Source organism: Nesterenkonia maliinae, from assembly GCF_051262655.1.
Lineage (GTDB): Bacteria > Actinomycetota > Actinomycetes > Actinomycetales > Micrococcaceae > Nesterenkonia.
Genome location: NZ_JBIMEY010000005.1, coordinates 114,230 through 138,634 on the forward strand (window position 1 = coordinate 114,230; position 24,405 = coordinate 138,634).

At 69.1% G+C, this 24,405-nt stretch carries 20 protein-coding genes; 13 read left to right on the forward strand and 7 right to left on the reverse strand.

What is annotated here, in order from left to right:
- Positions 1 to 9: 9 nt before the first annotated feature.
- A complete protein-coding gene (locus tag ACHAA4_RS10575) occupies positions 10 to 669 on the forward strand; it encodes an alpha/beta hydrolase (RefSeq protein ID WP_435774136.1) in 660 nt (219 codons plus the stop codon).
- Here the strand turns inward: ACHAA4_RS10575 and ACHAA4_RS10580 are convergent.
- The 4 genes from ACHAA4_RS10580 to ACHAA4_RS10595 form a co-directional block, all read right to left on the reverse strand.
- Complete coding sequence (locus ACHAA4_RS10580; protein ID WP_435774137.1) at positions 656 to 1,909, reverse strand: glycosyltransferase; 1,254 nt, start codon at positions 1,907 to 1,909, stop codon at positions 656 to 658. The two genes, ACHAA4_RS10575 and ACHAA4_RS10580, sit on opposite strands and share 14 nt — an antisense overlap.
- Positions 1,906 to 3,936, reverse strand: coding sequence for a glycosyltransferase family 2 protein (locus tag ACHAA4_RS10585; RefSeq protein WP_435774138.1), 2,031 nt, complete (start codon positions 3,934 to 3,936; stop codon positions 1,906 to 1,908). Before ACHAA4_RS10585 ends, ACHAA4_RS10580 begins: the two co-directional genes overlap by 4 nt.
- Complete coding sequence (locus ACHAA4_RS10590) at positions 3,936 to 5,018, reverse strand: glycosyltransferase family 4 protein (RefSeq protein ID WP_435774139.1); 1,083 nt, start codon at positions 5,016 to 5,018, stop codon at positions 3,936 to 3,938. The genes ACHAA4_RS10585 and ACHAA4_RS10590 overlap by 1 nt, the downstream gene beginning before the upstream one ends.
- Before the next feature lie 155 nt (positions 5,019 to 5,173).
- The gene (locus ACHAA4_RS10595; RefSeq protein WP_435774140.1) at positions 5,174 to 5,419 is read right to left on the reverse strand and encodes an RNA-binding S4 domain-containing protein; all 246 of its coding nucleotides are present in this window, start codon (positions 5,417 to 5,419) and stop codon (positions 5,174 to 5,176) included.
- Positions 5,420 to 5,547: 128 nt separating this feature from the next.
- Here ACHAA4_RS10595 and ACHAA4_RS10600 point away from each other — a divergent pair, with 128 nt between their 5' ends.
- The 5 genes from ACHAA4_RS10600 to ACHAA4_RS10620 all read left to right on the forward strand — a co-directional run bounded on the left by ACHAA4_RS10600 (position 5,548) and on the right by ACHAA4_RS10620 (position 11,762).
- Positions 5,548 to 6,549 carry a DMT family transporter gene (locus tag ACHAA4_RS10600; protein ID WP_435774141.1) on the forward strand — a complete coding sequence of 334 codons (1,002 nt, stop codon included), beginning with the start codon at positions 5,548 to 5,550 and terminating at the stop codon, positions 6,547 to 6,549.
- A gap of 103 nt (positions 6,550 to 6,652) precedes the next feature.
- On the forward strand, positions 6,653 to 8,035 hold the full coding sequence (locus tag ACHAA4_RS10605; RefSeq protein ID WP_435774142.1) for a glycine--tRNA ligase: 1,383 nt from the start codon (positions 6,653 to 6,655) through the stop codon (positions 8,033 to 8,035).
- A gap of 226 nt (positions 8,036 to 8,261) precedes the next feature.
- Positions 8,262 to 9,227, forward strand: a complete 966-nt coding sequence (locus tag ACHAA4_RS10610) for a GNAT family N-acetyltransferase (protein ID WP_435774143.1) — start codon at positions 8,262 to 8,264, stop codon at positions 9,225 to 9,227.
- An 11-nt stretch (positions 9,228 to 9,238) separates the two neighbouring features.
- On the forward strand, positions 9,239 to 10,429 hold the full coding sequence (gene dusB / locus ACHAA4_RS10615) for a tRNA dihydrouridine synthase DusB (protein WP_435774144.1): 1,191 nt from the start codon (positions 9,239 to 9,241) through the stop codon (positions 10,427 to 10,429).
- Between the two features lie 10 nt (positions 10,430 to 10,439).
- Positions 10,440 to 11,762, forward strand: coding sequence for a deoxyguanosinetriphosphate triphosphohydrolase (locus ACHAA4_RS10620; RefSeq protein WP_435774145.1), 1,323 nt, complete (start codon positions 10,440 to 10,442; stop codon positions 11,760 to 11,762).
- A 107-nt stretch (positions 11,763 to 11,869) separates the two neighbouring features.
- On the opposite strand, the gene ACHAA4_RS10625 is transcribed toward ACHAA4_RS10620, so the two are convergent.
- Together ACHAA4_RS10625 and ACHAA4_RS10630 are read right to left on the reverse strand one after the other, a co-directional pair.
- Positions 11,870 to 12,580 (reverse strand): AAA family ATPase, encoded by a 711-nt coding sequence (locus ACHAA4_RS10625; protein WP_435774146.1) that lies wholly within the window; start codon positions 12,578 to 12,580, stop codon positions 11,870 to 11,872.
- 8 nt (positions 12,581 to 12,588) lie between these two features.
- On the reverse strand, positions 12,589 to 13,086 hold the full coding sequence (locus tag ACHAA4_RS10630) for an aminoacyl-tRNA deacylase (protein ID WP_435774147.1): 498 nt from the start codon (positions 13,084 to 13,086) through the stop codon (positions 12,589 to 12,591).
- Positions 13,087 to 13,183: 97 nt separating this feature from the next.
- Between ACHAA4_RS10630 and dnaG the strand changes: the two genes are divergently transcribed.
- The 5 genes from dnaG to ACHAA4_RS10655 all read left to right on the forward strand — a co-directional run bounded on the left by dnaG (position 13,184) and on the right by ACHAA4_RS10655 (position 22,352).
- Positions 13,184 to 15,133: a DNA primase gene (gene dnaG / locus ACHAA4_RS10635; RefSeq protein WP_435774148.1), complete on the forward strand. Its 1,950-nt coding sequence runs from the start codon at positions 13,184 to 13,186 to the stop codon at positions 15,131 to 15,133.
- Between the two features lie 240 nt (positions 15,134 to 15,373).
- Positions 15,374 to 18,079, forward strand: a complete 2,706-nt coding sequence (locus tag ACHAA4_RS10640) for a phosphoenolpyruvate carboxylase (RefSeq protein WP_435774149.1) — start codon at positions 15,374 to 15,376, stop codon at positions 18,077 to 18,079.
- A gap of 114 nt (positions 18,080 to 18,193) precedes the next feature.
- On the forward strand, positions 18,194 to 20,368 hold the full coding sequence (locus ACHAA4_RS10645) for a prolyl oligopeptidase family serine peptidase (protein WP_435774150.1): 2,175 nt from the start codon (positions 18,194 to 18,196) through the stop codon (positions 20,366 to 20,368).
- 167 nt (positions 20,369 to 20,535) lie between these two features.
- Entirely contained in the window at positions 20,536 to 21,525 is a 990-nt protein-coding gene (locus ACHAA4_RS10650) for an ATP-binding cassette domain-containing protein (protein WP_435774151.1), read from the forward strand.
- Complete coding sequence (locus ACHAA4_RS10655; RefSeq protein WP_435774152.1) at positions 21,522 to 22,352, forward strand: ABC transporter permease; 831 nt, start codon at positions 21,522 to 21,524, stop codon at positions 22,350 to 22,352. The genes ACHAA4_RS10650 and ACHAA4_RS10655 overlap by 4 nt, the downstream gene beginning before the upstream one ends.
- A 33-nt stretch (positions 22,353 to 22,385) precedes the next feature.
- Here ACHAA4_RS10655 and ACHAA4_RS10660 read toward each other — a convergent pair whose 3' ends face one another.
- Positions 22,386 to 22,889, reverse strand: a complete 504-nt coding sequence (locus ACHAA4_RS10660; RefSeq protein ID WP_435774153.1) for a DUF4870 domain-containing protein — start codon at positions 22,887 to 22,889, stop codon at positions 22,386 to 22,388.
- 104 nt (positions 22,890 to 22,993) lie between these two features.
- Between ACHAA4_RS10660 and ACHAA4_RS10665 the strand changes: the two genes are divergently transcribed.
- Both ACHAA4_RS10665 and ACHAA4_RS10670 read left to right on the forward strand, forming a co-directional pair.
- Positions 22,994 to 23,812, forward strand: a complete 819-nt coding sequence (locus ACHAA4_RS10665; protein ID WP_435774154.1) for an SIR2 family NAD-dependent protein deacylase — start codon at positions 22,994 to 22,996, stop codon at positions 23,810 to 23,812.
- Between the two features lie 50 nt (positions 23,813 to 23,862).
- The gene (locus ACHAA4_RS10670) at positions 23,863 to 24,312 is read left to right on the forward strand and encodes a DivIVA domain-containing protein (protein ID WP_435774155.1); all 450 of its coding nucleotides are present in this window, start codon (positions 23,863 to 23,865) and stop codon (positions 24,310 to 24,312) included.
- Positions 24,313 to 24,405: the final 93 nt, after the last annotated feature.

Sequence of the window (24,405 nt, forward strand, 5' to 3'; positions counted from 1 at the left end):
GGTCATTCCATGTCTGAATCTCCGCACGTCGTCTGGTCCCGCGAACCTGAAGAGCGCTCCGGCACCCCGCTGGTGGTGCTGCTCCACGGCTACGGCTCCCACGAGCAGGACCTGATGGGCCTGGTTCCGGGCCTGCCCGCGGACTTCACCTACGCCTCCGTGCGCGCCCCGGTGAAGATGGAGTTCGGCGGCTACACCTGGTTCGACCTCGACGTGGAGCGGCTCGCCTATTCCTCGTCGGCCGCCCGCGAGGCGGTGGAGCAGCTCTGGGAGTGGATCGTCTCGGTCAAGGACCAGCACAGCTCGGTGACCCTGTTCGGGTTCTCCATGGGGATGGCGATGGCCACCTCGCTGCTGCGCAGCCGCCCAGAGGCGTTCGCCGCCGTCGTCGGGCTCTCCGGCTTTGCCGTGGACCCGACCCGGGGCGAGGGGATCGAGGACTACTTCGACGACGAGGCGCTGGCCGCCGCGAAGGTCCCGTTCTTCTGGGGCCGCGACCAGGCAGATCCGATCATCCCGGCCGAGCATGTGGAGTACACCCACGGCTGGGCCACCAAGACCGTGAAGCTGACCAAGGTGCTCTACGCCGGGGCCGGCCACGGAGTGGTGCCGCAGGAGATCAGCCATGTGGGGGAGTTCCTGACCCACACGCTGCTCAACTCCCGCTGAGCGCCCTGGCGTAGACCTCCGCGTGGGCGGCGGCGATCTGCCTCCGCTGCTCACGCCGCCACCCCACACGCGCTGCCGCGGCCTGCGTGAGCCACGGCTTCGCACCCGGGTCCGCTGTCGTCGCGCGCTGGGGATGCCCGGGCGGTGTAGCGGCCGGCGCTGCCGAGGCCGAGGCTGCCGAGGCGGGCGCTGGAGAAGCCTGCACTGCCAAGGCCTGCGCGGCGGCGGCGTGCACCGCGCGCCGCAGGCTGGCGGCGTCGAGGCCCCCGTCCTGCCAGCGGTAGAGAAAGTCGGCCCCCTGGCTCCGGTAGCAGCCGACGTCCGGGGCGATCACGGTGGTCCCCAGATCGTGCGCGGCCTCCATCCATCCGGAGTGGGTGCCGAAGCGGTAGGGGAGCAGCGAGGTGTGCAGGCCGGCGAGGTAGTCGAAGAGCTCGGCATCGGTGTAGTAGTCATGGACCCGCAGGTCGACCAGATCGATGTCCTGAGCCTGCAGCCAGCGGACCAGCTCTGCGTCGTGGCGCGGGCCGGCGGCTTCGAAGACATCCCGGTGCAGATCCACCTGCAGCACCGAGCCCGGAATCTCGCGCAGCGCCGCGAGGGCGGCCTGGAGCACCTCCACGCCGACGATGTTGGCGCGCAGGCTCTTCAGATGGACCCCGAGGCGGAACTCCTCATCCCTGCGCCGCGGGGCCTCGGCGTACCCGCGGATCAGGTCCAGATCGACCACATGCGGATGCGGGATCACCTGGGCTTGAACGCCCCAGCGCTCGCGGATCTCCTCGGCGGCCTGCTCGCTGAGCGTGATCACCGCTCGGGCGCGGGCGAAGAGGACCTCGAGCTGGGAGTCATGCAGCGTGGGGTCCTCCTGGTGCGGATTCCACAGGTCGTGTGCGGTGTAGATCAGCGGCCTGCCGCGGGCATCGAGCGCGTCGAAGACCTCGTGCAGCTGCTCCGGGGTCTGCGCATCGAAGCCGAAGTGGACATGCATCAGATCGAATTCGTGGGCGGCGATCCATGCGGGGTCGAGCATCGCCGGAGGCCACCACGGGGCACCGGTGGGCGTGTCCTTCCGGGCAGACGGCGGATCCGGCAGCCGGAGCACCGGCGCGGCCCCACGGGTGTGCCCACGGGTGTGCCCACGCGGTGCGTCGCTGAGGGGTGCGGGGTCATGCTGTGGGTGGCTCAGGTGGCGGATGTAGACGTGGGAGGCCGGCACCGAGGCCACTGTGATGCTCACGCCGAGCGTCCTGTCGAGTCTTGCTCCGTTGCGCGCGCCGTCGCCTGCCCCGTCCTCTGCTGGGGATCCTGGCTGGCGACCCAGTCCTCGCGCTTGCGGTGCACCAGCCCCATCCGTTCGAACTCCTGCAGCCAGCCCTCCATGGGCCAGTGTCCCCACCGGTCCGCGAAGATCCGGCCATTGCGCAGGATGTCCGTGAGGTGCTCCACCGGCGGTCGCGAGACCGGGTGGTGCTGGTGGTAGGCCCGGGCTCCGCCCACCCAGGTCAGTTCGACCCCGTGGGCTCGGGCGCGCCAGGAGAAGTCGGTGTCCTCGGCCCCGTAGCCGGTGTAGGCCTCGTCGAATCCGCCGATCGTCTCCCAGACGTCGCGGCGGACCGCGAAGGACAGCGACCAGAACAGCGCGTGCTCTCCGTGGGTTTGGATCTCCCCGGGCGCCGGGGCTGGCCGTGCCGGATGCGGCTCTGCCCATGCGGCGAGCTGCTCGGCAGTGGCTGCATCCAGTGCCTCGCCGGGGAGCTCGGGCAGGTAGGCCACCGGCCCGCAGAGCAGATCCTCCGGTCGCAGTCGGGAGGCTTCGATATAGGCGCTGATCAAGCCGGGGTCGGGGATGCAGTCCACGTCGAGGAAGATCAGCAGGTCATCGGGTCCGGGCAGCTGTTCCAGGGCGCGCTGCGCACCGAGGTTCCGGGCTGCGGCCAGCGGCAGCCGGCCGGCGCTGCGCGGGATCTCCCACACCTGGGTGGGCAGCTCGGCGGCGTGTCCAGTGACTCCGGCCTTGGTCGCATGGTGCGTCCCGGGCTGAGCCGCCGCCAGTCGAGCGCTGACCTCAGGGTCCTCCATGGCCACCACCACATGCGCCACCGCGGGCGGGGCGCTGAGCGCCAGGGCGGCGCGCTGACGGCGCAGGTGGGTCGCCCGCCCATGGACCGCAGTGACGACGACGGCGCGTGGCGTGTCCTCGGCGGGTGTGGCGGGCGCCGGCAGCATCGAGTGCAGCAGCTCCGCGAACCGGTCCGCGGCTGCGCCGTCAGACCAGCTGGCCCAGTCCTGGCCCTCGAGGGCCAGCGCCTGGTTCACAGCCCGGTCCCAGCCGGCGTCGTCGCCGGGCTCTGGAGCTCGAAGCACCGGCCAGGGTCCGCGCTCGAGGGCGTCGAGCATATGATCCTGTTCCTGGTGCGGACGGTCCAGAGCGGTGACCAGCGCCGGGGTGCGGCTGGCGGCGATCTCCGCGATGGAGTTCTGCCCGGCCGCGGTGAGCACCAGGTCGGCACGGATCAACAGCGGCCAGGGGTCGGCCTCCCAGGAGCCCTCCCCGCCGAGGACGCGCAGCCGTGCCTGCGGCAGAACCCGGCGCAGCTGGGCGATCGCCGCGTCGGTCACGGCACCGCCGCCGCCTCCGCTGAGCACCAGGACCTCGGACTGCCGGTCCTCCGGCTCGGTCCGCTTCGCGGTGTCACGGTGGTCTTGGGTGACTCGTTCGGCTGAGCCGGCTCGGCTCTCCGGGGAGAAGCGGGAGAGTCCGCCCAGGGCGTGGACCTCCGCGGCGCCGTGGAAGATCCCGGAGGCTTCGGCGGGCCACATGCCCACCACCGCGGAGGAGATCCCGTAGCCCAGCCGATGCGCCGGATCATTGCGGTCACCGGGCAGTGCCACCGTGACCACGGGGATTCCATGGAGCCGGGCGAGCAGCGCGATCTCCACCGAGACATCGGCGACCAGCAGCTGCGGCGCGGCGTGATCGATCCAGGCCGAGAGCTGCGCGCTGCGTCGGCGCAGCCCCGCGTGGCGCAGCGGGGCCCAGTGCAGCGCGCCCGACGCGGTGGGCTCGCGGAACCCGCCGTCGTCCTCACCTGCGGTGTCATCGCGGTCCAGCTGGACCCAGCCGGCCTCACCCGGCCAGTCAGACGGTTCGGGGAGCGAGGAGATCCCGGTGATCTGCATGCCCCGAGCCGCCGCGGCCTGGGCCACGGCGGTGGCGCGGTGCAGATGACCGCGACCCTGATGGTGGATGTACCAGCCGATCATCAGGCTGAGGCGCTCGGCTGCGAGGCGGATTCCATGGCCATCTGGGCATAGAGCTGCTCGTACTCATCCACCATCCGCTCCAGTGAGAGCGATCCTTCGGCGCGCTGGCGCACGGCGGCGCGATCACAGCCTGCGGCGCGGGTGATCGCCTCCGCCAAGGCGGCCACGGACCCGTCCGCGGCGAGGGCGCCGGAGGAGCCGGTCACGATCTCCACCAGCCCGCCGCGGGGGAAGGCCGCCACCGGTGTCCCGCAGGACATGGCCTCGGCGGCCACCAGACCGTAGGGCTCGTCCCACTGGGAGCTGACCACGGCCACCGCAGAGGAGCCGACGAGCTCCACGAGCTCGGTGTGGCGCAGGTGCCCCACATAGACCGCGTCATCGCCGAGCCTCGGCGCGACCTGTGCTTCGAAATAGCTGCGGTCCATGATGGGGCCCGCCAGGGTGATGCTGCGACCGGCGGCGCGCGCGGCGTCGATGGCCAGATGCGGTGCCTTCTCCGGCACCAGACGCCCGGTCCAGACGCACTCGTTGCCACCGGGTCCCGGATGCCACACATCGGTGTCGACTCCGTTGGGGATCACGCTGGAGGTGACCGTGCTCGCCCAGGCCTCGGCCGTGGCGGAGCTCACCGCGGTGAACACCGCGGAGGGTGCCGCGTAGTTCATCGCCGACTCCAGCCAGGGGGTCGGGGGAGTGTGCAGCGTGGTGAGCACCGGCATCGGCACCAGCGAGGAGAGCGCAACCGGCAGGTGATGCAGCGAATTGTTGTGGATCACGTCGAAGTCCTTGGACTCCGCGAGGTGCAGCATGAGGCCGAGGTAGGCGTGATGCTGTTGCATCCAGTCCACCGGCATCGCACCGACGTCGGAGCGCGCGGCGGCGGTGAGCTCCAGACGCTCGGGCAGCAGCATCTGGGCGCCCAGGGCCGGGTCGCTGCCGCCCGCGGCGAAGAGCGTCACGGAATGCCCCCGGCTGATGAGCTTCTTGGCCACCGTGTGTGTAAAAGCCTCAAGCCCCCCGGCGAAGGGTTCCCGAATCGGAAACTGGCTCGAAGCGATGATGCATATGCGCAACCGCACCCCTAGTTCACAGGGCGAGACGCAACCCCCCGGCGCCGGTCATCGAGACCGGCAGGCACCTCGCAGAAGAATGTCATGTGAGGCCCGTTACACAGCGTGCGGACGGCCCCTAGAGGCACTGTACACGCGGTTTCAGGGAGGTGGGTTCAGCCCTGTCAGCCCGCCACGGGCATGAGTCGCGCGGCGGGCAGACCGAAGGGCTCGCCGTCGAACTCCACGAGCTGTCCGCGCTTGATCTGGGCGCCGCGGCGGGTCTCCACCTCACCGTCGACGGTGACGCCGGAGGAGTCGATCACCTCGCGGGCGATCGCCCCGTTCTCGACCACTCCGGCCAGCTTCAGGAGCTGCCCCAGTCGGATGGACTCGTCGCGGATCGGGACTTCAGACACTTCTTTGCTCATGGGCCAAGTCTGTCATGCATCCCCAGCGCTTTACCTGGGCTTGGGTGCTTGACCTGCCCGACGGTAGGCCCGGTCCATCACGTAGAGCCCGGTCAAGCGTGGGGGAGGGGTCTGGATAAGGTGGGCCCATGAGTTCTGCCGAGCCCGCAGCGGGCCCCCGCTCCCCGCTGGTCTGGGTCTTCCTGCTTCTGCTGATGCTCGCCTCGGGTGCAGCGATCCCCACTCAGGGCCGCGTCAACGCCGCGCTGACCAGCGAGATCGGGGACCCGGTCCTCGCGGCGACGATCAGCTTCAGCGTCGGCAGCATCATCTTGCTGCTGGTGACCTTCGGCACGGGCCGGGGCCGGCGGGCCATCGGAAGGGTGGCCCCGGCGGTGCGCGAGGGGCGGATCCGCTGGTGGTATTTCCTGGCCGGCTGCGTGGGCGCCTACTTCGTACTCACCCAGACCCTGACCATCGGGCTCATCGGCGTCGCAGTATTCACCGTGGCTGTGGTCACCGGGCAGACCCTCGGGGGACTGCTCTGGGACCGGATCGGTCTGGGACCGGCCGGTCGGATGCGGCTGAACCCGTTCCGCGTCGGCGGTGCGGTGCTGACCGTGCTCGCCGTGCTCTGGGCGGTCTCCCCGCAGCTCAGTGCCGCCGGGCAGGGACCCGCTTGGCTGGCCCTGGTCCTGCTGCCGCTCTCGGGAGGCTTCCTGCAGGCGGCCCAGCAGGCCATCAACGGCCGCCACTCCGCGGCGTATCGGTCCCCGGCACCGGGAACCCTGTTCAACTTCCTCGCGGGCACCCTGTTCCTGCTGCTGGTCTGGGCCGGCAAGGCGCTGATCACCGGGGTGGAGCCGGCGCTGTCGCTGATCTGGTGGCACTATCTGGGCGGGCCTCTGGGGATCATCTTCATCGCCCTGGGTGCGCTGCTGGTCACCCGGGTCGGAGTGCTGATCGCCGCGATGGGGATGATCGCCGGGCAGCTGCTGGGCTCGCTGCTGCTCGATGTCCTGCTGCCCACCCCCGGCTCGCTGGTCACCGTCGCCACCGTGCTGGGCACCGGGCTGACCCTGCTCGCGGTGATCATCGCCTCGCTGCCCGATATCCTGCGCGGACGCCCAGGGCGTAGGCGCGGAGCCTGAGCTCCTGGTCCGGAACCGGACCCGCATTCGGGCCGGGTGCGTGCGCGCGATAAGCTGGCGCAATCTGTGTTCATCCCCGTTCTACCTGAGGTGTATCTGCCACATGGCCAAAGAGACCGCACTCGACAAAGTCATCTCCCTGGCGAAGCGCCGCGGCTTCGTGTTCCAGTCGGGAGAGATCTACGGCGGCACGCGCTCTGCCTGGGACTACGGACCGCTGGGCACCGAGCTCAAGGAGAACATCAAGGCCGAATGGTGGCAGACCTTCATCCGCGGCCGCGGCGACATGGTCGGCCTGGACTCCGCGATCATCCTTCCGCAGGCCGTCTGGCATGCCTCGGGCCATGTCAAGACCTTCTCCGACCCGCTGGTCGAGTCGCTGCACACCCACCGCCGCTACCGCGCCGATCACCTGATCGAGGCCTATGAGGCCAAGCACGGGCACCCGCCGGAGAACGGCCTCGCCGACATCCGCGACCCTGAGACCGGCCAGCCCGGCAAATGGACCGAGCCGCAGCAGTTCTCCGGCCTGATGAAGACCTTCCTCGGCCCGGTGGATGACCAGGAGGGGCTGCACTACATGCGCCCCGAGACCGCCCAGGGCATCTTCGTGAACTTCAACAACGTGGTGACCTCGGCCCGGAAGAAGCCGCCCTTCGGCATCGGCCAGATCGGCAAGGCCTTCCGCAACGAGATCACCCCCGGCAACTTCATCTTCCGCACCCGCGAGTTCGAGCAGATGGAGATCGAGTACTTCACCCACCCGGATGAGGCCGACGAGTGGTTCAAGCACTGGGTCGACGCATGCTACAACTGGTTCACCGACCTCGGTCTGAACCCCGAGAACCTGCGCAAGTTCGACGTGCCTGAAGATGACCGCGCGCACTACTCCGCCGGCACCATCGACCTGGAATACCGCTTCGACTTCGCCGGCTCGGCCTGGGGTGAGCTCATGGGCGTCGCGAACCGCACCGACTATGACCTGAACTCCCACACCGAAGCCTCCGGCGCGAAGCTGCAGTACTTCGACCAGGCCAGCGGCACCCGCTACACCCCCTACGTGATCGAGCCCTCCTTCGGCCTGACCCGGGCGATGATGGCCTTCCTGGTCGACGCCTACACCGAGGACGAGGCGCCGAACACCAAGGGCGGCGTGGACACCCGCACCGTGCTGAAGCTGCACCCGAAGCTGGCCCCGGTGAAGGCCGCGGTGCTGCCGCTCTCGAAGAAGCCCGAGCTCGCCGGGGTCTCCCAGGATTTGGCCCAGCAGCTGCGCCAGCACTGGAACATCGATTTCGACGACTCCGGCGCCATCGGCCGCCGCTACCGTCGCCAGGACGAGATCGGCACCCCGTTCTGCATCACCGTGGACTTCGACACGCTGGAGGACCAGGCGGTCACCATCCGCCACCGCGACGAGATGACCCAGGAGCGGGTTTCGCTGGACAAGGTCCAGTCCTACCTCGCGGTGAAGCTGCTCGGATGAGCCGACGGGTCCCTTCCGTTGAGCTGACCCTGCGTTGACGCTGCGCCGATCCGAGCAAGACGGCTGCCCGTGAGGCGTCGGGTCGCTCAGCCCTCGGCTGAACGGCCCGACGCTGAACAGCGGGTATCGCGCGCGGGCGGGGTTGAGCTTTGTCCGGACGCAGGTGCGGGACTACCATGGCGTGTTTGGTCTGAACGACACTTACTGCCTCGTCTAAGGAAATGTGATGAGTATTGAGCACGACGCCGCGGCTCGCTCAGCGAACCCGGCCCGGCTGACTCTGGACTCCGGTCTCACCGTGCGCCCCTGGGCCGACGGCGACGACCTGAAGCTGCTTCAGGTCTGGGGAGACCCGGAGAACTCGATGCACCACCAGGACCGCAGCCTGCTGCGGCCCTCTTCTAACGAGCCCTGGTCCCGCTGCATCGTGGCCGAGGACGCGGGGCTGCCCGTGGCCGCCGCCACGATCTTCCGCTCCTCGCTGCACCCGGACCGGCTCTCCTTCTACGCCGAGGTCGCCCCGGATCACCGCCGCCGCGGCGTCGCGGCGCAGATGCTGCAGATCCTCGAGGCCGAGGTCCCCAACTGTGCCGTGCAGTCGCTGAAGGCCCGGGTCGCGAAGCGTTCCGCCGCCCAGTGCTTCCTCAAGGACAACGGCTTCACCAAGATCCAGGCCTCCCGCCAGGTGGTCGTCCAGCCGGGCGCCATCTCGCTGCCGGACCTGGACAGCGCCGGACTGGACCTCGAAGACCTCGCCACAGGATCGGTGGAGCTCACCCAGCTGGTCGCGGACTTCTACAACACCGTGCACAGCTGGGACCGCGCCGAGATGACCATCGGCAAGGCCCAGCAGATGCTGCTCGGCCCGGAGACCGGCGCCTCGGGCGCCGTGGTGCTGCGCGACACTTCCGAAGGCGGGAACAACGACATCCTGGCCTTCGCGATCAGCTACACCTCCGAGCGCACCGACGAGCCCGCCGACGTCCTGCTGGGCTGGAACACCGCGTTGGAGGACGCCGACGCCGAGACCGCCTGCCGGGCGATGCTCGCGCTGCTCTCCGCGCACTTCCCGGTCAAGGTCGAGGTCGACGACGCCATGGTCCCGCTGAAGACCGTCACCGACGAGCTCATCGAGGCCGGTGAGGCCGAGTACGACTTCGAGGCGCTCATCTACGCCAAAGACGCAGCCTGAGCGGGGAGCCGATGACCGTCGAGACCGCCGCTTCCAGCGCGCCGCAGACCACCGCGCTGCTGCCTCCGCTGACCCTGGGGCCGATCACGGTGAAGACCCCGGTGGTGCTTGCCCCGATGGCCGGGATCACCAACACCGCGTTCCGCCGGCTCTGCCGCGATTACGGCGGCGGGCTCTTCGTCAACGAGATGGTCACCGCGCGCGCCCTGGTGGAGCGCCGGCCCGAATCGCTGCGGATCATCAAGCATGAACCCGACGAGGTGCCCCGCTCGGTGCAGCTGTACTCGGTGGACCCGGTCACCACCGGCCACGCGGTGCGGATGCTGGTCGAAGAAGGCCGCGCGGATCACATCGACATGAACTTCGGCTGCCCGGTCCCGAAGGTCACCCGCAAGGGCGGCGGCTCCGCGCTGCCCTGGAAGATCCGACTCTTCGAATCCATCGTCGCCACCGCTGTGCGCGAAGCCTCCAAGGCCAACATCCCGGTGACCGTGAAGATGCGCAAGGGCATCGACGAGGACCACCTGACCTTCATCGAGGCCGGCAAGGTCGCCCGGGACTCCGGCGTGGCCGCAGTCGCCCTGCACGGACGCACCGCCCGGCAGCACTACTCGGGTCAGGCGGACTGGTCCGCGATCGCCGCGCTGCGCGAGTCCCTCCCCGACATCCCGGTGCTGGGCAACGGTGACATCTGGTCAGCAGAGGATGCTGTCGCGATGGTCGAGCAGACCGGGGTGGACGGCGTCGTCGTCGGCCGCGGCTGTCAGGGCCGACCCTGGCTCTTCGGTGACCTCCAGGCCGCCTTCGAGGGGCGCGAGGAGCGGCACCGTCCGGATCTGCCGATGGTCTCGGCCACGCTGTTGCGCCACGCGCAGATGCTGGTCCCGTATTTCGACGGCGACGAGCGCAAGGCCATGCAGGACATCCGCAAGCACGTGGCCTGGTACTTCAAGGGCTACGCGGTGGGCTCACACCTGCGCACCCAGCTGGTCGCGGTGGAGTCCATGACCCAGCTCCAGGACCTGCTCGGGCAGCTGGACCAGTCCCTGAGCTACCCCGGGGCCGATGCCGAGGGCCCGCGCGGCCGCGCCGGATCGCCCAAGAAGGTGCACCTGCCGCAGGACTGGCTGGAGTCCCAGGAGCTCAACGAGGCGCAGCGGGAGATGATCCAGGCCGCCGAGGTCGACACCTCCGGCGGCTAAGGTAGGACGCATGAGTGCGCAGAACGTGGAGCGAGTAGAGGGCGGATATGCCGCCCTGCGTCCGGGCTACACCGAGGCCGACGAGGCCCGCTGGGTGCCCGAACACGGCAAGTCCGTCTACCGGTCCAGCTTCGAGCGTGACCGGGCCCGGCTGCTGCACTCCTCGGCGCTGCGCCGACTGGGCGCCAAGACCCAGGTGGTCTCGCCCGACGTCGACGACTTCTCCCGCACCCGGCTGACCCACTCGCTCGAGGTCGCCCAGGTGGGCCGGGACCTCGGTCGGCTGCTGGGCTGCGACCCCGACGTCGTGGACGCGGCCTGTCTCTCCCATGACCTCGGACACCCGCCCTTCGGGCACAACGGGGAGACCGTGCTCAATGCGCTGGCCGCCCCCTACGGCGGGTTCGAGGGCAACGCGCAGACGCTGCGGCTGCTGACCCGGCTGGAGACCAAGCGCTTCCACCCCGACGGCCGCTCTGCCGGACTCAACCTGACCCGCGCCTCCCTGGACGCCGCGGTGAAATACCCCTGGCGCGCGCACGAGGCGCCGAGCCTGCCCGACGGCAGCCGCAGCGCGAAGTTCGGCACCTATGAGGACGACGTCGAGGTCTTCGACTGGATCCGTGCGGGTGTGGCGGGCCGGCGGAAGTCCATGGAGGCCCAGGTGATGGACGCCGCCGACGATATCGCCTACTCGGTGCATGACATCGAGGACGGGGTGGTCAACGGCCGGTTCCAGCTGAAGTTCCTCGCCGACCCGCTGCAGCGCCGCCGCGTGGTCCAGACCACCCACGACTGGTACCTGCCCGAGACCGACCCGGCCCGGATCGAGGCCGCGCTGGAGCGGCTCTCCACCGCTGATTCCTGGGTGGGGGAGTCCGACGGCTCGCGCCGGGCGCTGGCCGCGCTGAAGAACATGACCAGCGAGCTCATCGGCAGGTTCTCCCACGCCATCTTCACCGCCACCCGCGAGGTCTACGGGGACCGCCCGCTGGTCCGCCACGAGGCCGACCTGGTGGTTCCGGACGAGACGCTGGAGGAGGTCTCGCTGATGAAGGGCATCGCGGCGACCTACATCATGGCCTCCCGCGAGCAGAAGCCGGTCTACGCCCGGCAGCGCGAGGTCATCGAGGGCCTGCACGGGCTGCTCGCCGAGACCGGAGACCAGTTCCTGGAGCCGCCCTTCCAGGCGGACTTCCACGCCGCATCCGACGAGGCCGCCCGGCAGCGTGCGATCATCGACCAGATCGCCTCACTCACCGACGGCGCGGCGCTGGAGTGGTACGCCACCCTGGTCCACGGCCGCCCGGTGTTCAACCGCCTCTTCGCCTGACCCTCCGTTCCCTTCGCGTTGAGGGGCGGAACCTGCGGGTATCTCATGCGGCGGAGGGCCCGAAACAGTCGCAGAATCCGCCCCTCAACGCAGGGGGTGGGTGCGGCTCAGTCCAGGTGGCGCAGGTAGCGGTCCGGGGCGTCGAGGAAGGACCGCCAGTTCCGCACCAGGTCGAGGTCCTCATAGGCGCAGGAGCGCAGCCCCCACTCTCCGACCTCGATCAGCTCGGCCTCCGGCAGCGCGGCCAGGATCGGGGAGTGCGTGGAGAGCAGCACCTGCGCGCCGTCCTTCGCGAGGTCGCGCAGGGTGCCGATCAGCGCCAGGCAGCCGGAGAGCGAGAGCGCTGACTCCGGCTCATCGAGCACCCACAGCCCGACGACGCGGGAGCGGTCCGCGATGTATTCCAAGAACGCCTCGCCGTGGCTGAGCTCGTGCAGCCCGCCTCGGCCGATCGACTCCAGGTAGCTGAAGTGCCCGTGCATGGTCTCCGCGCGCAGGAACACCCCGCGCTTGGACGCCCCGAGTCCGCGCACCAGCTGCAGATGCTCCGCCAGGGGAGATTCGGTGGACCGGGTCTGATGCCTCGCGGAATGGGTGCCGCCCTCGGGGTTCAGCCCGAAGGCCGCGGCGATCGCCTCCACAAGCGTGGACTTTCCAGCGCCGTTGTCCCCGACCAGGACAGTGACCGGACCAAGGTCGAGTCCCTCCTCGAGGATCTGCCGCACCGGCGCCAGGGTCGCGGGCCAGCGGTCCCGATCCATGGGAGTCAGCGAGTGCTCCTCGACACGGCGCAGCGGCAGCGAGCTGAAGGCCTCCACGCCCGGGGCTATTTCCCGATGTCGCCGACGACGACGTCGAAGGCCGCGAACAGCTCTTCCGCCTCCACGAAGAGGTTCAGGTCCGGTTCGCCGGCTCCCATGGCGATCCGACCGGAGATCGACTCATCGGCGTAGACCGGCCACATCGTGCCCTCCGGGGTGCGGGCACCGAAGGGTGTGATCGTTCCCGGATGATACCCGGTGGCCGCCACGGCCTCCTCGGGCGCGGTCATCGACATCTTCTTCATCCCGGCGAGCCGACGCAGCTTCGCCCAGTCGACCTGCTTGTCCCCGGGGATCAGCGCCACCACATAGCTGTGCTCAGTCGAGGACTGGGTCAGTCTGGCCTTCGCGACCAGGGTCTTCACGATCTCCCGCGGCTCCACGCCGAGATTCTCGGCAGCCTCCTCCAATGAGGAGGCCGGTCCGCGCTGGACGAATTCAAGGGTCACCGCGCGTGAATCGGCATCGGCCTGCACCCGCTCGCGTCCGGAAAGCTCAGTCATGCTCCCCAGCCTAGCGAGACTTCGGTCCCTCCACCGCGCCTCCACAGCCAACGGCAGCGCACCGTCATCATTTGGCCCCGCCGAGTAGATTAGAGCCATGGCCGGACTGATCAAACGCGAAGACATCGATGCCGTCCGTGAGCGCGCAGACCTTCGCGAGATCGTCGAGCAGTACGTCACGCTCAAGGGCGCCGGCATCGGTTCGTGGAAGGGCCTGTGCCCCTTCCACGACGAACGCTCCCCGAGCTTCCACATCCGTCCCGGGGTCGGAACCTTCCACTGCTTCGGCTGCGGAGAATCCGGTGACGTGATCGCTTTCCTGATGGGCATGGACCACACCAGCTTCCAGGAGACCGTGGAGAAGCTCGCCGGTCGCCTCGGGATCGAGCTGCGCTACGAGGATGGCGGCAAGGGCCCGGACAAGGCCGAGATCGGTCGCCGCCAGCGGCTGCTGGACGCGCACAAGATCGCCGATGAGTTCTTCCAGGCCGCGCTGCAGAGCCCCGAGGCGCAGCCCGCCCGCGAGATGCTCACCGGCCGCGGCTTCACCCGCGAACACGCCGCCCAGTTCTCCGTGGGCTACGCGCCCAAAGGCTGGGACAACCTGCTCAAGCACCTGCGCGCGAAAGGCTTCACCGACGAGGAGCTCACCGAGACCGGGATGTTCTCCTCCGGCGGGCGCGGCATCTACGACCGCTTCCGCGGCCGGCTGATGTGGCCCATCCGGAACATGACCGGCAACACCGTGGGCTTCGGCGGCCGCCACCTCTACGAGGACGACAAGGGTCCCAAATACCTGAACTCGCCCGAGACGGCGATCTACAAGAAGTCACAGGTGCTCTACGGGATCGAACACGCCAAACGCCACGTCGCCAAGCAGCGCCAGCTTGTCGTCGTGGAGGGCTACACCGATGTCATGGCATGCCACGTGGCCGGGGTGGAGACCGCGGTCGCGACCTGCGGCACCGCCTTCGGCGAGGGTCATATCCGGATCGCGCGCCGACTGATCTCCGACGAGGGCGGCGCCGGTGAGGTGATCTTCACCTTCGACGGTGATGCGGCCGGACAGCAGGCGGCGCTCAAGGCGTTCAAGGAGGACCACATGTTCCTCGCCAAGACCTTCATCGCCGTCGGCCCCGAGGGCATGGACCCCTGTGACATCCGCCAGCACCGCGGCGATGACGCGGTCCGTGAGCTGATCAGCTCCAAGACCCCGCTCTTCGAGTTCGCCATCCGGGCCAAGCTGCGCGAATTCGACCTCAACACCATCGAGGGCCGGGTCGGCGCGCTGCGCGCCACCGCTCCGATCGTCGGTGCGATCAAGGACCCGGCCATGCGTCCGGCCTACACCCGGGAGCTGGCCGGCTGGCTGGGAGCCGAGATGGACGACGTCACCCGGGCGGTCGCCTATGCGCAGAAGCACCAGCCCTCGCCCCACCTGGAAGCCGAGAAGGCTTCGGCCGGCAACCAGAGCCAGTCGAATCAGCGTCAGGGAAATCAGCGCAACGGCAGCCCGGGCCAGGGCGGGCCGGCGGGGGAGCAGCTGCGCCGCAGCGCCCCCGGCTATCCACGCCCGGACACCCGCGACCCGGCGGTGCTGATGGAGCGCCAGGCGCTGGAGGTGATCCTGCAGCACCCCACCCATCTCACCGCAGAGCAGTGGGAGGAGATCTTCACCGTGCGCTTCACCGCCCCGGCGCACCAGGCCATCCACGACGGCGTGAGGATCGCCGCCGCTTCAGCCTCCGATCCGCGCAACTGGGTCCAGGCAGTGCGCGATGAGGTGCCGGAGCCGATCAAGTCCTTCGTCTCGGAGCTCGCGGTCACCTCGCTGCCCACCAACAGCGACGAGCATCTGGAGAAGTACTGTCAGTCCATCCTCAACCGGCTGGTCGAACTCAAGATCACCCATCAGAAGGCCAACCTGCTGGGACGGCTCCAGCGCATGGATGCCTCACACAACCCCGAGGAGCACCAGGCGCTGAACCGCGAGCTGATGGAGCTGGAGCATCGTCGTCGGGCGCTGCGAGAAGCTGAATGGGGCTGACTCGTCGGCGCTTCTCCGTCCAGCAGGATGACGGCCGACTTCGAGGCAGCCACCAGGCTTGATAACGTGTTGCCCCGGACACAGTGAGCGCAGCCACGTCGGAGCGCCGCAGTCAGTGAAGTTCAGATGTCAGTGAAGTTCAGACGCCACTGACGTGCAGACGTCAGTGAAGTTCAGCAGCAGGACAAGTTCATCAGCGTGACGATGGGGTCACGTGAAGCATCCTAGAAGGAGATTCACATGCCCCAGGAAACACCCGCCCCTGCGCAGGCGGGCTCGCCGGCCACCGGCAGCGTCACTCGCGTCCAGGCCACCCACGAAGTGCCCGACGCGATGCGTCGCGACGTCGGCCTGCTCGGCGGCCTGCTCGGCCAGGTCCTGGAGGAGTACGGCTCCGAGGGACTGCTCGCCGACGTCGAGGCGCTGCGCGAACTCACCATCGCCGCACTCGAAGACACCAGCGGCGAGACCCTGGAACGCGCCGAGGAGCTGGTCTCCTCCTTCTCCGCGGAACGGGCCAAAGAGGTCGCCCGCGCGTTCACCTCCTACTTCCTGCTGGCGAACCTCGCCGAGGAGCAGCACCGCGTGCGCACCCTGCGCACCCGTGACGGCGAGCTCCCGCTCGCACAGCAGCAGCCCTCTGACTCGGTGGCCGCGGCCTTCACCCACCTCGCCGCCGAGGTCGGAGAGCGCGAGGCCGAGCGCCGGCTCAAAGAGCTGCGCTTCCACCCGGTGCTCACGGCCCACCCCACCGAGGCCCGCCGCAACGCGATCACCGCATCGGTCCGCCGCATCGGTGCGCTCCTGGACGTGCGCGATGATCCACGGGTCGGACCCACCGAACTCGCCAAGAATCGCCGCGAGCTCCTCGAAGAGATCGACAACATGTGGCGCACCGCGCAGCTGCGCGTCTCCAGCCCCTCACCGCTGGACGAGGTGCGCACCGCACTGGGCATCTTCGACTCCTCCTTCTCCTCGGTCTTCACCCAGGCCTACCGGCGGATGGACGACTGGCTCCAGGGCGAGGCCTCCGGCGCGCAGGCGCCCAAGGCCCCGGCCTTCATCCGACTCGGCTCCTGGATCGCCGGAGACCGCGACGGCAACCCCAACGTCACCGCCACGATCACCCGTAAAGCAGTGGCGCAGGCCGCCGACCGGGTCCTGGCCGACCACGAGGAACGGTCCCGCCGCACCGCGATGTCACTGACCCTCGATGACCGCTACACCCCGCCGAGCAGCAAGCTCGACGCACTCTGGAACCGGCAGCGCCAGCTTTCCGAGGAGCTTGCCGAGCAGGCCTCCCAGCACTCCCCGGGAGAGCCGCACCGCCAGGTGCTGCTCGGCATCACCGGCCGGATCCAGGCCACCCGGGAGCGCAACGCCGATCTCGCCTACGCGGTGCCCGAGGAGCTCATCAACGACCTGCGCGTGGTCCAGGACTCGCTCGTCGAAGCCGGCGCGAACCGGGCCGCCTACGGTGACCTGCAGGAGCTGATCTGGCAGGTCCAGACCTTCGGCTTCCACCTCGCCGAGCTCGAGGTCCGCCAGCACTCCAAGGTGCACGCCCAGACCCTTGCCTGGCTCGAGGATTCGAAGTCGGTGGAGAAGATGGCGGTGCCCGGAGAAGAGGTGCTCGAGACCTTCCGCGCCATCGCCTCGGTGCAGCAGCGCTACGGCGTCGACGCCGCCCGCCGCTACATCGTGTCCTTCACCCAGTCCGCGCAGAACCTCGCCGACGTCTACACGCTCGCGGAGAAGGCCCTCGGGGGACCCGAGAACGCCCCGGTGCTCGACGTCATCCCGCTGTTCGAGACCTACGAGGACCTGCGCAACGCGCCGCAGATCCTCGAGGAGATGCTGACCAACCCGGCCGTGCAGGCCCGGCTGGAGCAGACCGGTCGGCGCATGGAGGTCATGCTGGGCTACTCGGACTCCGCCAAGGACGTCGGCCCGGTCTCCGCGACCCTCGCCCTGTATGAGGCGCAGGAGAAGATCTCCGCCTGGGGGATCAAGCACGACATCACGCTCACCCAGTTCCACGGTCGCGGCGGCGCCCTGGGCCGCGGCGGCGGACCCGCGAACCGGGCGATCCTCGCGCAGCCCCCGCACTCGGTGGACCTGCGCTTCAAGGTCACCGAGCAGGGAGAGGTGATCTCCGCCCGCTACGGCAACCCGGAGATCGCGCTGCGCCACATCGAGCAGGTCGCCGCCGCCACGCTGATGGCCTCGGCGCCCTCGACCGAGCGGCGCAACGCCGAGGCTGCCCAGCGCTATGCCGGGCTCGCCGAGAAGATGGACGGTGTCTCCCGGGAACGCTTCCACGGCTTGGTCAACGCCGAGGGCTTCGCGCCCTGGTTCGCCGAGGTCACCCCGCAGGACGAAGTCGGGCTGCTCGCCATCGGCTCCCGTCCGGCCAAGCGCGGACTCTCGGTGGAGTCCCTCGAGGACCTGCGCGCGATCCCCTGGAACTTCGCCTGGGGCCAGGCGCGGATCAACCTGACCGGATGGTACGGCCTGGGCAGCGCCCTGGAATCGGTGCAGGACCTGGAACAGCTGCGCCAGGCCTACGCCGAATGGCCGCTGTTCCGTGCCCTGATCGACAACATCGAGATGTCCCTGGCCAAGACCGACCGGCGCATCGCCGAGCGGTACCTGGCGCTGGGGGGCCGCGAGGACCTCACCGCGGTGGTGCTCGAGGAGTTCGACCTGACCTCCAAATGGGTCCTGGCCATCACGGATCAGAAGCGACTGCTGGAGAAGCATCAGGTCCTGGGCCGGGCCGTGCAGCTGCGCAACCCCTACGTGGACGCGCTCTCGCTGATCCAGCTGCGCGCCCTGCGGGTGCTGCGCTCGGGCAAGCTCGCCGACGATGAGATCGATGATCCGCGCAACCTGCTGCTGATCACACTCAAGGGCGTGGCCGCCGGACTGCAGAACACCGGCTGATCCCTGCCGCCCACTCCTCTGCGTCTTACCGGGCGCTGCGTGATCGACCGGCCCGGCGGTGCCGCCGGTGGGACACGGAAGCCCCGGTAAGACGCGGGTGGCTAGGATTGGGGGATGACAGTCCCCTCGGCGAAGCCCCTGATCAATCCCGACCTCGACCCGTCTCAGGCAGATCCACACCTCTGGCTCGAAGAGGTCACCGGGGAGCGCGCGCTGGAATGGGTGCATCAGCGCAATGCCCGTGCCGAGGAGCGGATCCAGGACGCAGGGTTCGACCCCCTGCGCACCGAGCTGCGCGAGATCCTCGACGCCTCGGACCGGATCCCCGGCGTGACCAAGCGCGGGGAGCACCTCTATAACTTCTGGACCGACGAAGCCCACCCGCAGGGGCTCTGGCGGCGCACCACCGAAGAGTCCTACCGCAGCGAGACCCCCGAATGGGAGATCCTGCTCGACCTCGACGCGCTCAGCGCCGAGGAGGGCGTCACCTGGGTCTGGCACGGTGCCGAGGTGCTGCGCCCGCACAGCACCGACCAGCCGACCCCCGGCCCCTGGCGGCACACGCTGATCTCACTCTCCCCGGGCGGCTCCGACGCCGATGTCACCCGCGAGTTCGACCTGGTCACCCGACGCTTCATCTCTGAATCCGAGGGCGGGTTCCACCGTCCGCAGGGGAAGGGTGGTCTGAGCTGGATCGACGCCGACACCGTCTACCTCACCCACGACGACGGCGCCGATGCCGTCACCAGCTCCGGCTACCCGCGGGTGGCCCGCCGCTGGCACCGCGGCACCCCGCTCACGCAAGCCCAGGAGGTGCTCAGCGTCGAGGCGGACCACATGACCGCCGTCGCCGGCTACGACAGCACCCCCGGATTCGAGCGGCACGTCGGGGTGCGGCTGCTGGGCTTCTATGACCGCGAGACCTACCTGATCGACCCGGACGCGCAGGACGCGATGACCCTGATCGAGGTGCCCACCGACGTCTCCGTGGGCTTCCACCGCGATCTGATCCTGCTGCGCCCGCGCACCGACTTCACCCATCACGGGGTGGCCTACCGCGGTGGCAGCCTGATCGTCGGCGACGCCGAGCGCTTCGTCGCCGGAGAGCCGGAGCTGCGGGTGCTCTTCGAACCCACCGAGGCCGCTGCGCTGCTGGGCGTGACGGTCACCCGCGAGACCATCCTGGTGACCATCATGGAGGACGTGATCCACCGGGTCGAGGCGCATTGGCGTGAGGCCGGCAAGTGGAGGGCCAGCGCCGCCTTCGGCGAGCTGAACGGATCCCTGGGCGTGGCGGCTGTGGATGAAGAGGAGTCCGAGGAGGTCTGGGTCACCAGCAACGACTGGATCACCCCCACCAGCCTCCACCGCGGCACCCTCGAGGAGCTGCGGACCGGCCAGCCGCCGTCGTTGGAGCTGATCAAGCAGGCCCCCGAACGCTTCGAGGCCGACGGTCTCGCCTCCGCGCAGAGCTTCGCCACCAGTGCCGACGGCACCCGGATCCCCTACTTCCTGATTGGCCGGGCCGACGCCGTGCAGTCGGTGGAGACCGCGAACACCGCGACCGTCCCGGGCGCCACGCAGATCGCGGGACCCGAGCCGCACCCGACGATCCTCTACGGCTACGGCGGGTTCCAGATCTCACAGACCCCGAGCTACCTCGGACTCGCCGGCAAGGCCTGGCTGGAGGCCGGGGGAGTCTTCGCCGTGGCCAACATCCGCGGCGGCGGCGAATACGGACCGGGCTGGCACCATGCCGCGCTGAAGGAGAACCGGCACCGCGCCTACGAGGACTTCGCCGCGGTCGCTCGGGATCTGGTCAGCACCGGGGTGACCACCGTGGAGAAGCTCGCCTGCCGCGGCGGCTCCAACGGCGGACTGCTCACCGGGAACATGCTGGCGCAGTATCCCGAGCTCTTCGGCGCCGTGGTCATCCAGGTGCCGCTGCTAGACATGCGGCGCTTCGCCCAGCTTCTCGCCGGAGCCTCCTGGCGCGCCGAATACGGGGACCCGGAGACCGCGGACTGGAAGTTCATCCAGGGCTTCTCGCCGTATCACCTGGTGGCCGAGGGCGTGGACTATCCGCCGGTGCTGCTGACCACCTCCACCCGCGATGACCGGGTCCACCCCGGGCACGCCCGAAAGATGACCGCGGCCCTGGAGGAGCTCGGCGCCGATGTCACCTACTGGGAGAACACCGAGGGCGGCCACGGCGGCGCGGCGAACCCGGAGCAGCAGGCCCGGATGAACGCGCTGATCTACCGCTGGCTCTGGCAGCAGCTGGGCTGAGAGGGGTTCCCTCGCGGCGGCTGCGGACTAGACTGGAGCGGATCGATCGGACCGCGGCGCGCCGGCAGGCGGGCTGGGACAGACGGCGAAGTGATCGCTCAGAGACGATCGATCAGGACTGATCAAGCGGGGACCGACAGCACCAATTCCAGGGGGGATCGCTGCGCATGAGTGTGCCAGCCATTGAAACGCGCGGGCTGGTCAAACGGTTCGGCAACACCGCCGCGGTGGACGGCATCGACCTCGACATCGCCCAGGGCGGCATCTACGGCGTCCTGGGCCCCAACGGGGCCGGGAAGACGACGGCGATCCGGATGCTCGCCACCCTGCTGCGCCCCGACGCGGGGGAGGCCCGGGTGCTCGGCCACGACGTGTTCACCGAGCCCAAGGCGATCCGCGAGAAGATCGCGCTCACCGGACAGTTCGCCTCGCTGGACGAGGACCTGACCGGGATCGAGAACCTGATGCTGCTGGGTCGGCTGCTCGGCTACGCCTCCCGCGACGCTAAGGTCCGCGGCATGACCCTGTTGGACGCCTTCGGCCTCACCGACGCCGCCGGCCGCCAGGTCAAGAAGTACTCGGGGGGCATGCGCAGACGCCTCGACATCGCCGGATCCCTCATCGTGACTCCGCAGCTGATGTTCCTCGACGAGCCCACCACCGGCATCGATCCGCGCAGCCGCAACCAGGTCTGGGACATCATCCGGACCCTCGTCGAGGGAGGCACCACGATCCTGCTGACCACCCAGCACCTGGAGGAGGCGGATCAACTCGCTGATCGGATCGCGGTCATCGACACCGGCAAGGTGATCGCCGAGGGGACACCCGGGCAGCTCAAGGCCCAGGTCGGCACCGGCGCGCTGAAGGTGCGGGTGGCCGACGCAACCCGCCGGGAGGAGGCTGCCGAGATCCTCGGCCGCACCCTGCTGGCCGAGGTCATCCGCGAATCAGACCCTGCGGCGCTGACCGTGCGACTCGAGGACGAGTCGCGTGCCGCGTCGGCGCTGATCGCGCTGCAGGACTCCGCCATTGCAGTGGAGACCTTCGCGCTGGGCCAGCCCAGCCTGGACGAGGTGTTCCTCGCCCTGACCGGCCACAAGACAGTTCACGAAGCGCCTGACGGGGAGACCGCGGACGCACAGGAGGAGGCGGCGTGACCACCACGGCGCAGGATCAGAACCAGCGGATCAGGAGCGTCCTGGTCCCCGCAGACCAGCGACCCGCCCCGGCGGGTGCGATCAGCGCCTCGCTGACCTATGGGTGGCGCGCGCTGCTGAAGATCAAGCACATCCCGGAGCAGCTCTTCGACGTCACCGTCTTCCCGATCATGATGACCGTGATGTTCACCTACATCTTCGGTGGAGCGATCGCCGGATCGGTGGACGGTTATGTCCAGTGGCTGATCCCCGGAATCTTTGTGCAGACGATGATCATGATCACCATGTACACCGGCCTCACCCTGAACCGGGACATCTCCAAGGGTGTCTTCGACCGCTTCCGCTCGCTCCCCACCTGGCGCCCCGCCCAGCTGGTCGGCGCGCTGCTCGGGGACCAGATCCGCTACGTCCTGGCCGGCACCATCATCCTCGGCGTGGGCTTCGTGATGGGCTTCCGGCCCGGGGGTGGCATGGCCGGAGTGCTGATGGCCTTCGTGCTGCTGCTGCTCTTCAGCTTCAGCCTCTCCTGGGTCTGGACGGTGATCTCGCTGCTGGTGCGCACCGAGCAGGCCGCGATGGGCATCTCGATGTTCATCATGATGCCGCTGACCTTCGCCTCGAACATCTTCGTGGACCCCGAGACCATGCCCAGCTGGCTGCAGGGCGCGGTTGAGGTCAACCCGGTCTCCGTGGTGGTCACCGCCATCCGCGAGCTGATGGCCGGCGTCGGGCAGTTCTCCAGCGTCACCCTGGTGCTGGTCTACTGCGCCGTGCTGATCGGGGTCTTCGGTCCGCTCTCGATGTACTTCTACAACCGCAAGAGCTGAGCGGGCCGGCGTGGTCGGCTCAGCTGCCGCGGCTCACTTGATGAACCGGATGGTCAGCGGATACCGATACGGGCGGCGGTTGTAGGCGGCGACAGCTGCCAGGATGCTGAACACGACCGAGAACACCCAGGCGAGGAACAGGACCAGGAAGCCGATCAGGATGATCGTCGTCGCCGCGCCGACGATGTAGGCGATGAACAGCGTGATCTGGAAGTTCAGCGCCTCCTTGCCGTGATCATCGAGCATCCTGCTGCGCTGTCGGAACACCAGCCACAGCACCAGCGGCACCAGCCAGGACAGGAAGACTCCGCCCAGGTGCATCGCCACGCCCCAGCCCTGCTCCTCCCCGGCGCTCACCGGCACAGCGGGCTGCCCAGCCGGCCGACCGGCTGTGTTGTAGCCGCCGCCCGGCGGGTGTTGGGCTGCGGGCGCCGGGCCCCCGGTTCCGCCCCGCGCCGGCGGCAGCTTGCGCCACTGCCCGTCAGGGTCCTGCTGCCATTCACCATCTGCACCCGAGGGCTGGGCGGGCTGTGTCATCGTTCCTCCGAGGTCTGTGGTGGGCAGGGACATGGGGTTCACCGGGCACGCTCACGTGGGGACAAGCGTAGTCTCCGCGCGCCGCGATCGATACGGTGGAGGACATGTCTGATCAGTCCGGTTCACCGTCCATACCAGCAGAGGTCCTCAGCCTGGCCCGTGGGGCACGCCACGTCGCGGTCTTCAGCGGCGCCGGCATCTCGGCCGAGTCCGGCGTGCCGACCTTCCGAGAGGTCCAGACCGGACTGTGGGAGCGGTTCTCCGCCCAGGATCTGGCCACTCCGGAGGCCTTTGAGAACGACCCTGCCCTGGTGCACACCTGGTACCGATGGCGCGCCGCGCTGATCCAGCGCGTGGCCCCGAACCCGGGTCACCAGGCGCTGGCCGAATGGCAGCGGCAGCTCACCGGCAGCGGGGGCAGCCTGAGCATCGCCACCCAGAACGTCGATGACCTGCACGAACGTGCCGGCGCCGCGGTCCTCGCCCATCTGCACGGCAGCATCACCGCCTACCGCTGCGCGGAATGCGAGGCTCCCGTCGAACTGCCGGCACCCCAGTACGACGGCGACGCCGCCCCCGCAGAGCCGTCCGATCCGCCGCTGTGTCAGGTCTGCGAGGAAGGGCTGATCCGCCCGGGCGTGGTCTGGTTCGGCGAACCCCTGCCGATGGAGCCCTTCGACGCCGCGGCGGACGCGATGCGCGCGGCGGACCTGATCCTGGTCGTGGGCACCTCTGGACTGGTCCAGCCTGCCGCATCCCTGCCGCTGCTCGGCATGGAGCGTGGGACCCCGTTGATCGAGATCAATCCCGAGCCCACCGAGCTCAGCGACGCGATGCATCATCGGCTGCGCGGCCCGGCCGGAGAGCTGCTGCCGGCGCTCGTCGAGGCGGTCACGGGCTCCGCTCAGGAGGGTCTCCCGTAGCCCCCGGGGTCAGCGCGCTGGACGTTCGGCGCGAAGGATAGGCTTGGTCCATGCTCTGGCTCTACCTGCTCGCCGTGGTGCTGCTCGGAACAGCCGTCGCCGCTCTGCTGGGACGCTGGGATGGTGCCGCCGTGCCCCGGGAGGAGTCCGATCTGCGCGAGTCTGATGTGGATGACCTGCTCCGACGCAGAGCCGATCGTCTGATCAGTGCGGCCGACCTTCAGGAGGTCCGCCTGGACTCAGCGGTGCGCGGCTACCGGATGGATCAGGTCGACCGGCTCCTCGACGCGCTCGCAGGACAGCTGAAGGAGCTTCCACAAGATCCGCCACAGGACCTGCAGAACGCCGCGACACCCTCGATGAGCCGCCCCGAAGACAGGTCTGAAGCAGTCGAAGAACCTGACCTCGACCCCGCGCATCATGCTTCTGGCGGGCCTGACAAGGATCTAAGCCCGCCGGGTCAGGACCATTTGACGCCCGGATATCCGCGAGTGGAGTGACATTCCTCGCAGATGCGAGATAATGGAACCAGTTCAGGTGCTGGATCTTTGCATCAGACATGGACAAGCACGTCAGAGAACTTCGGAAGGGAT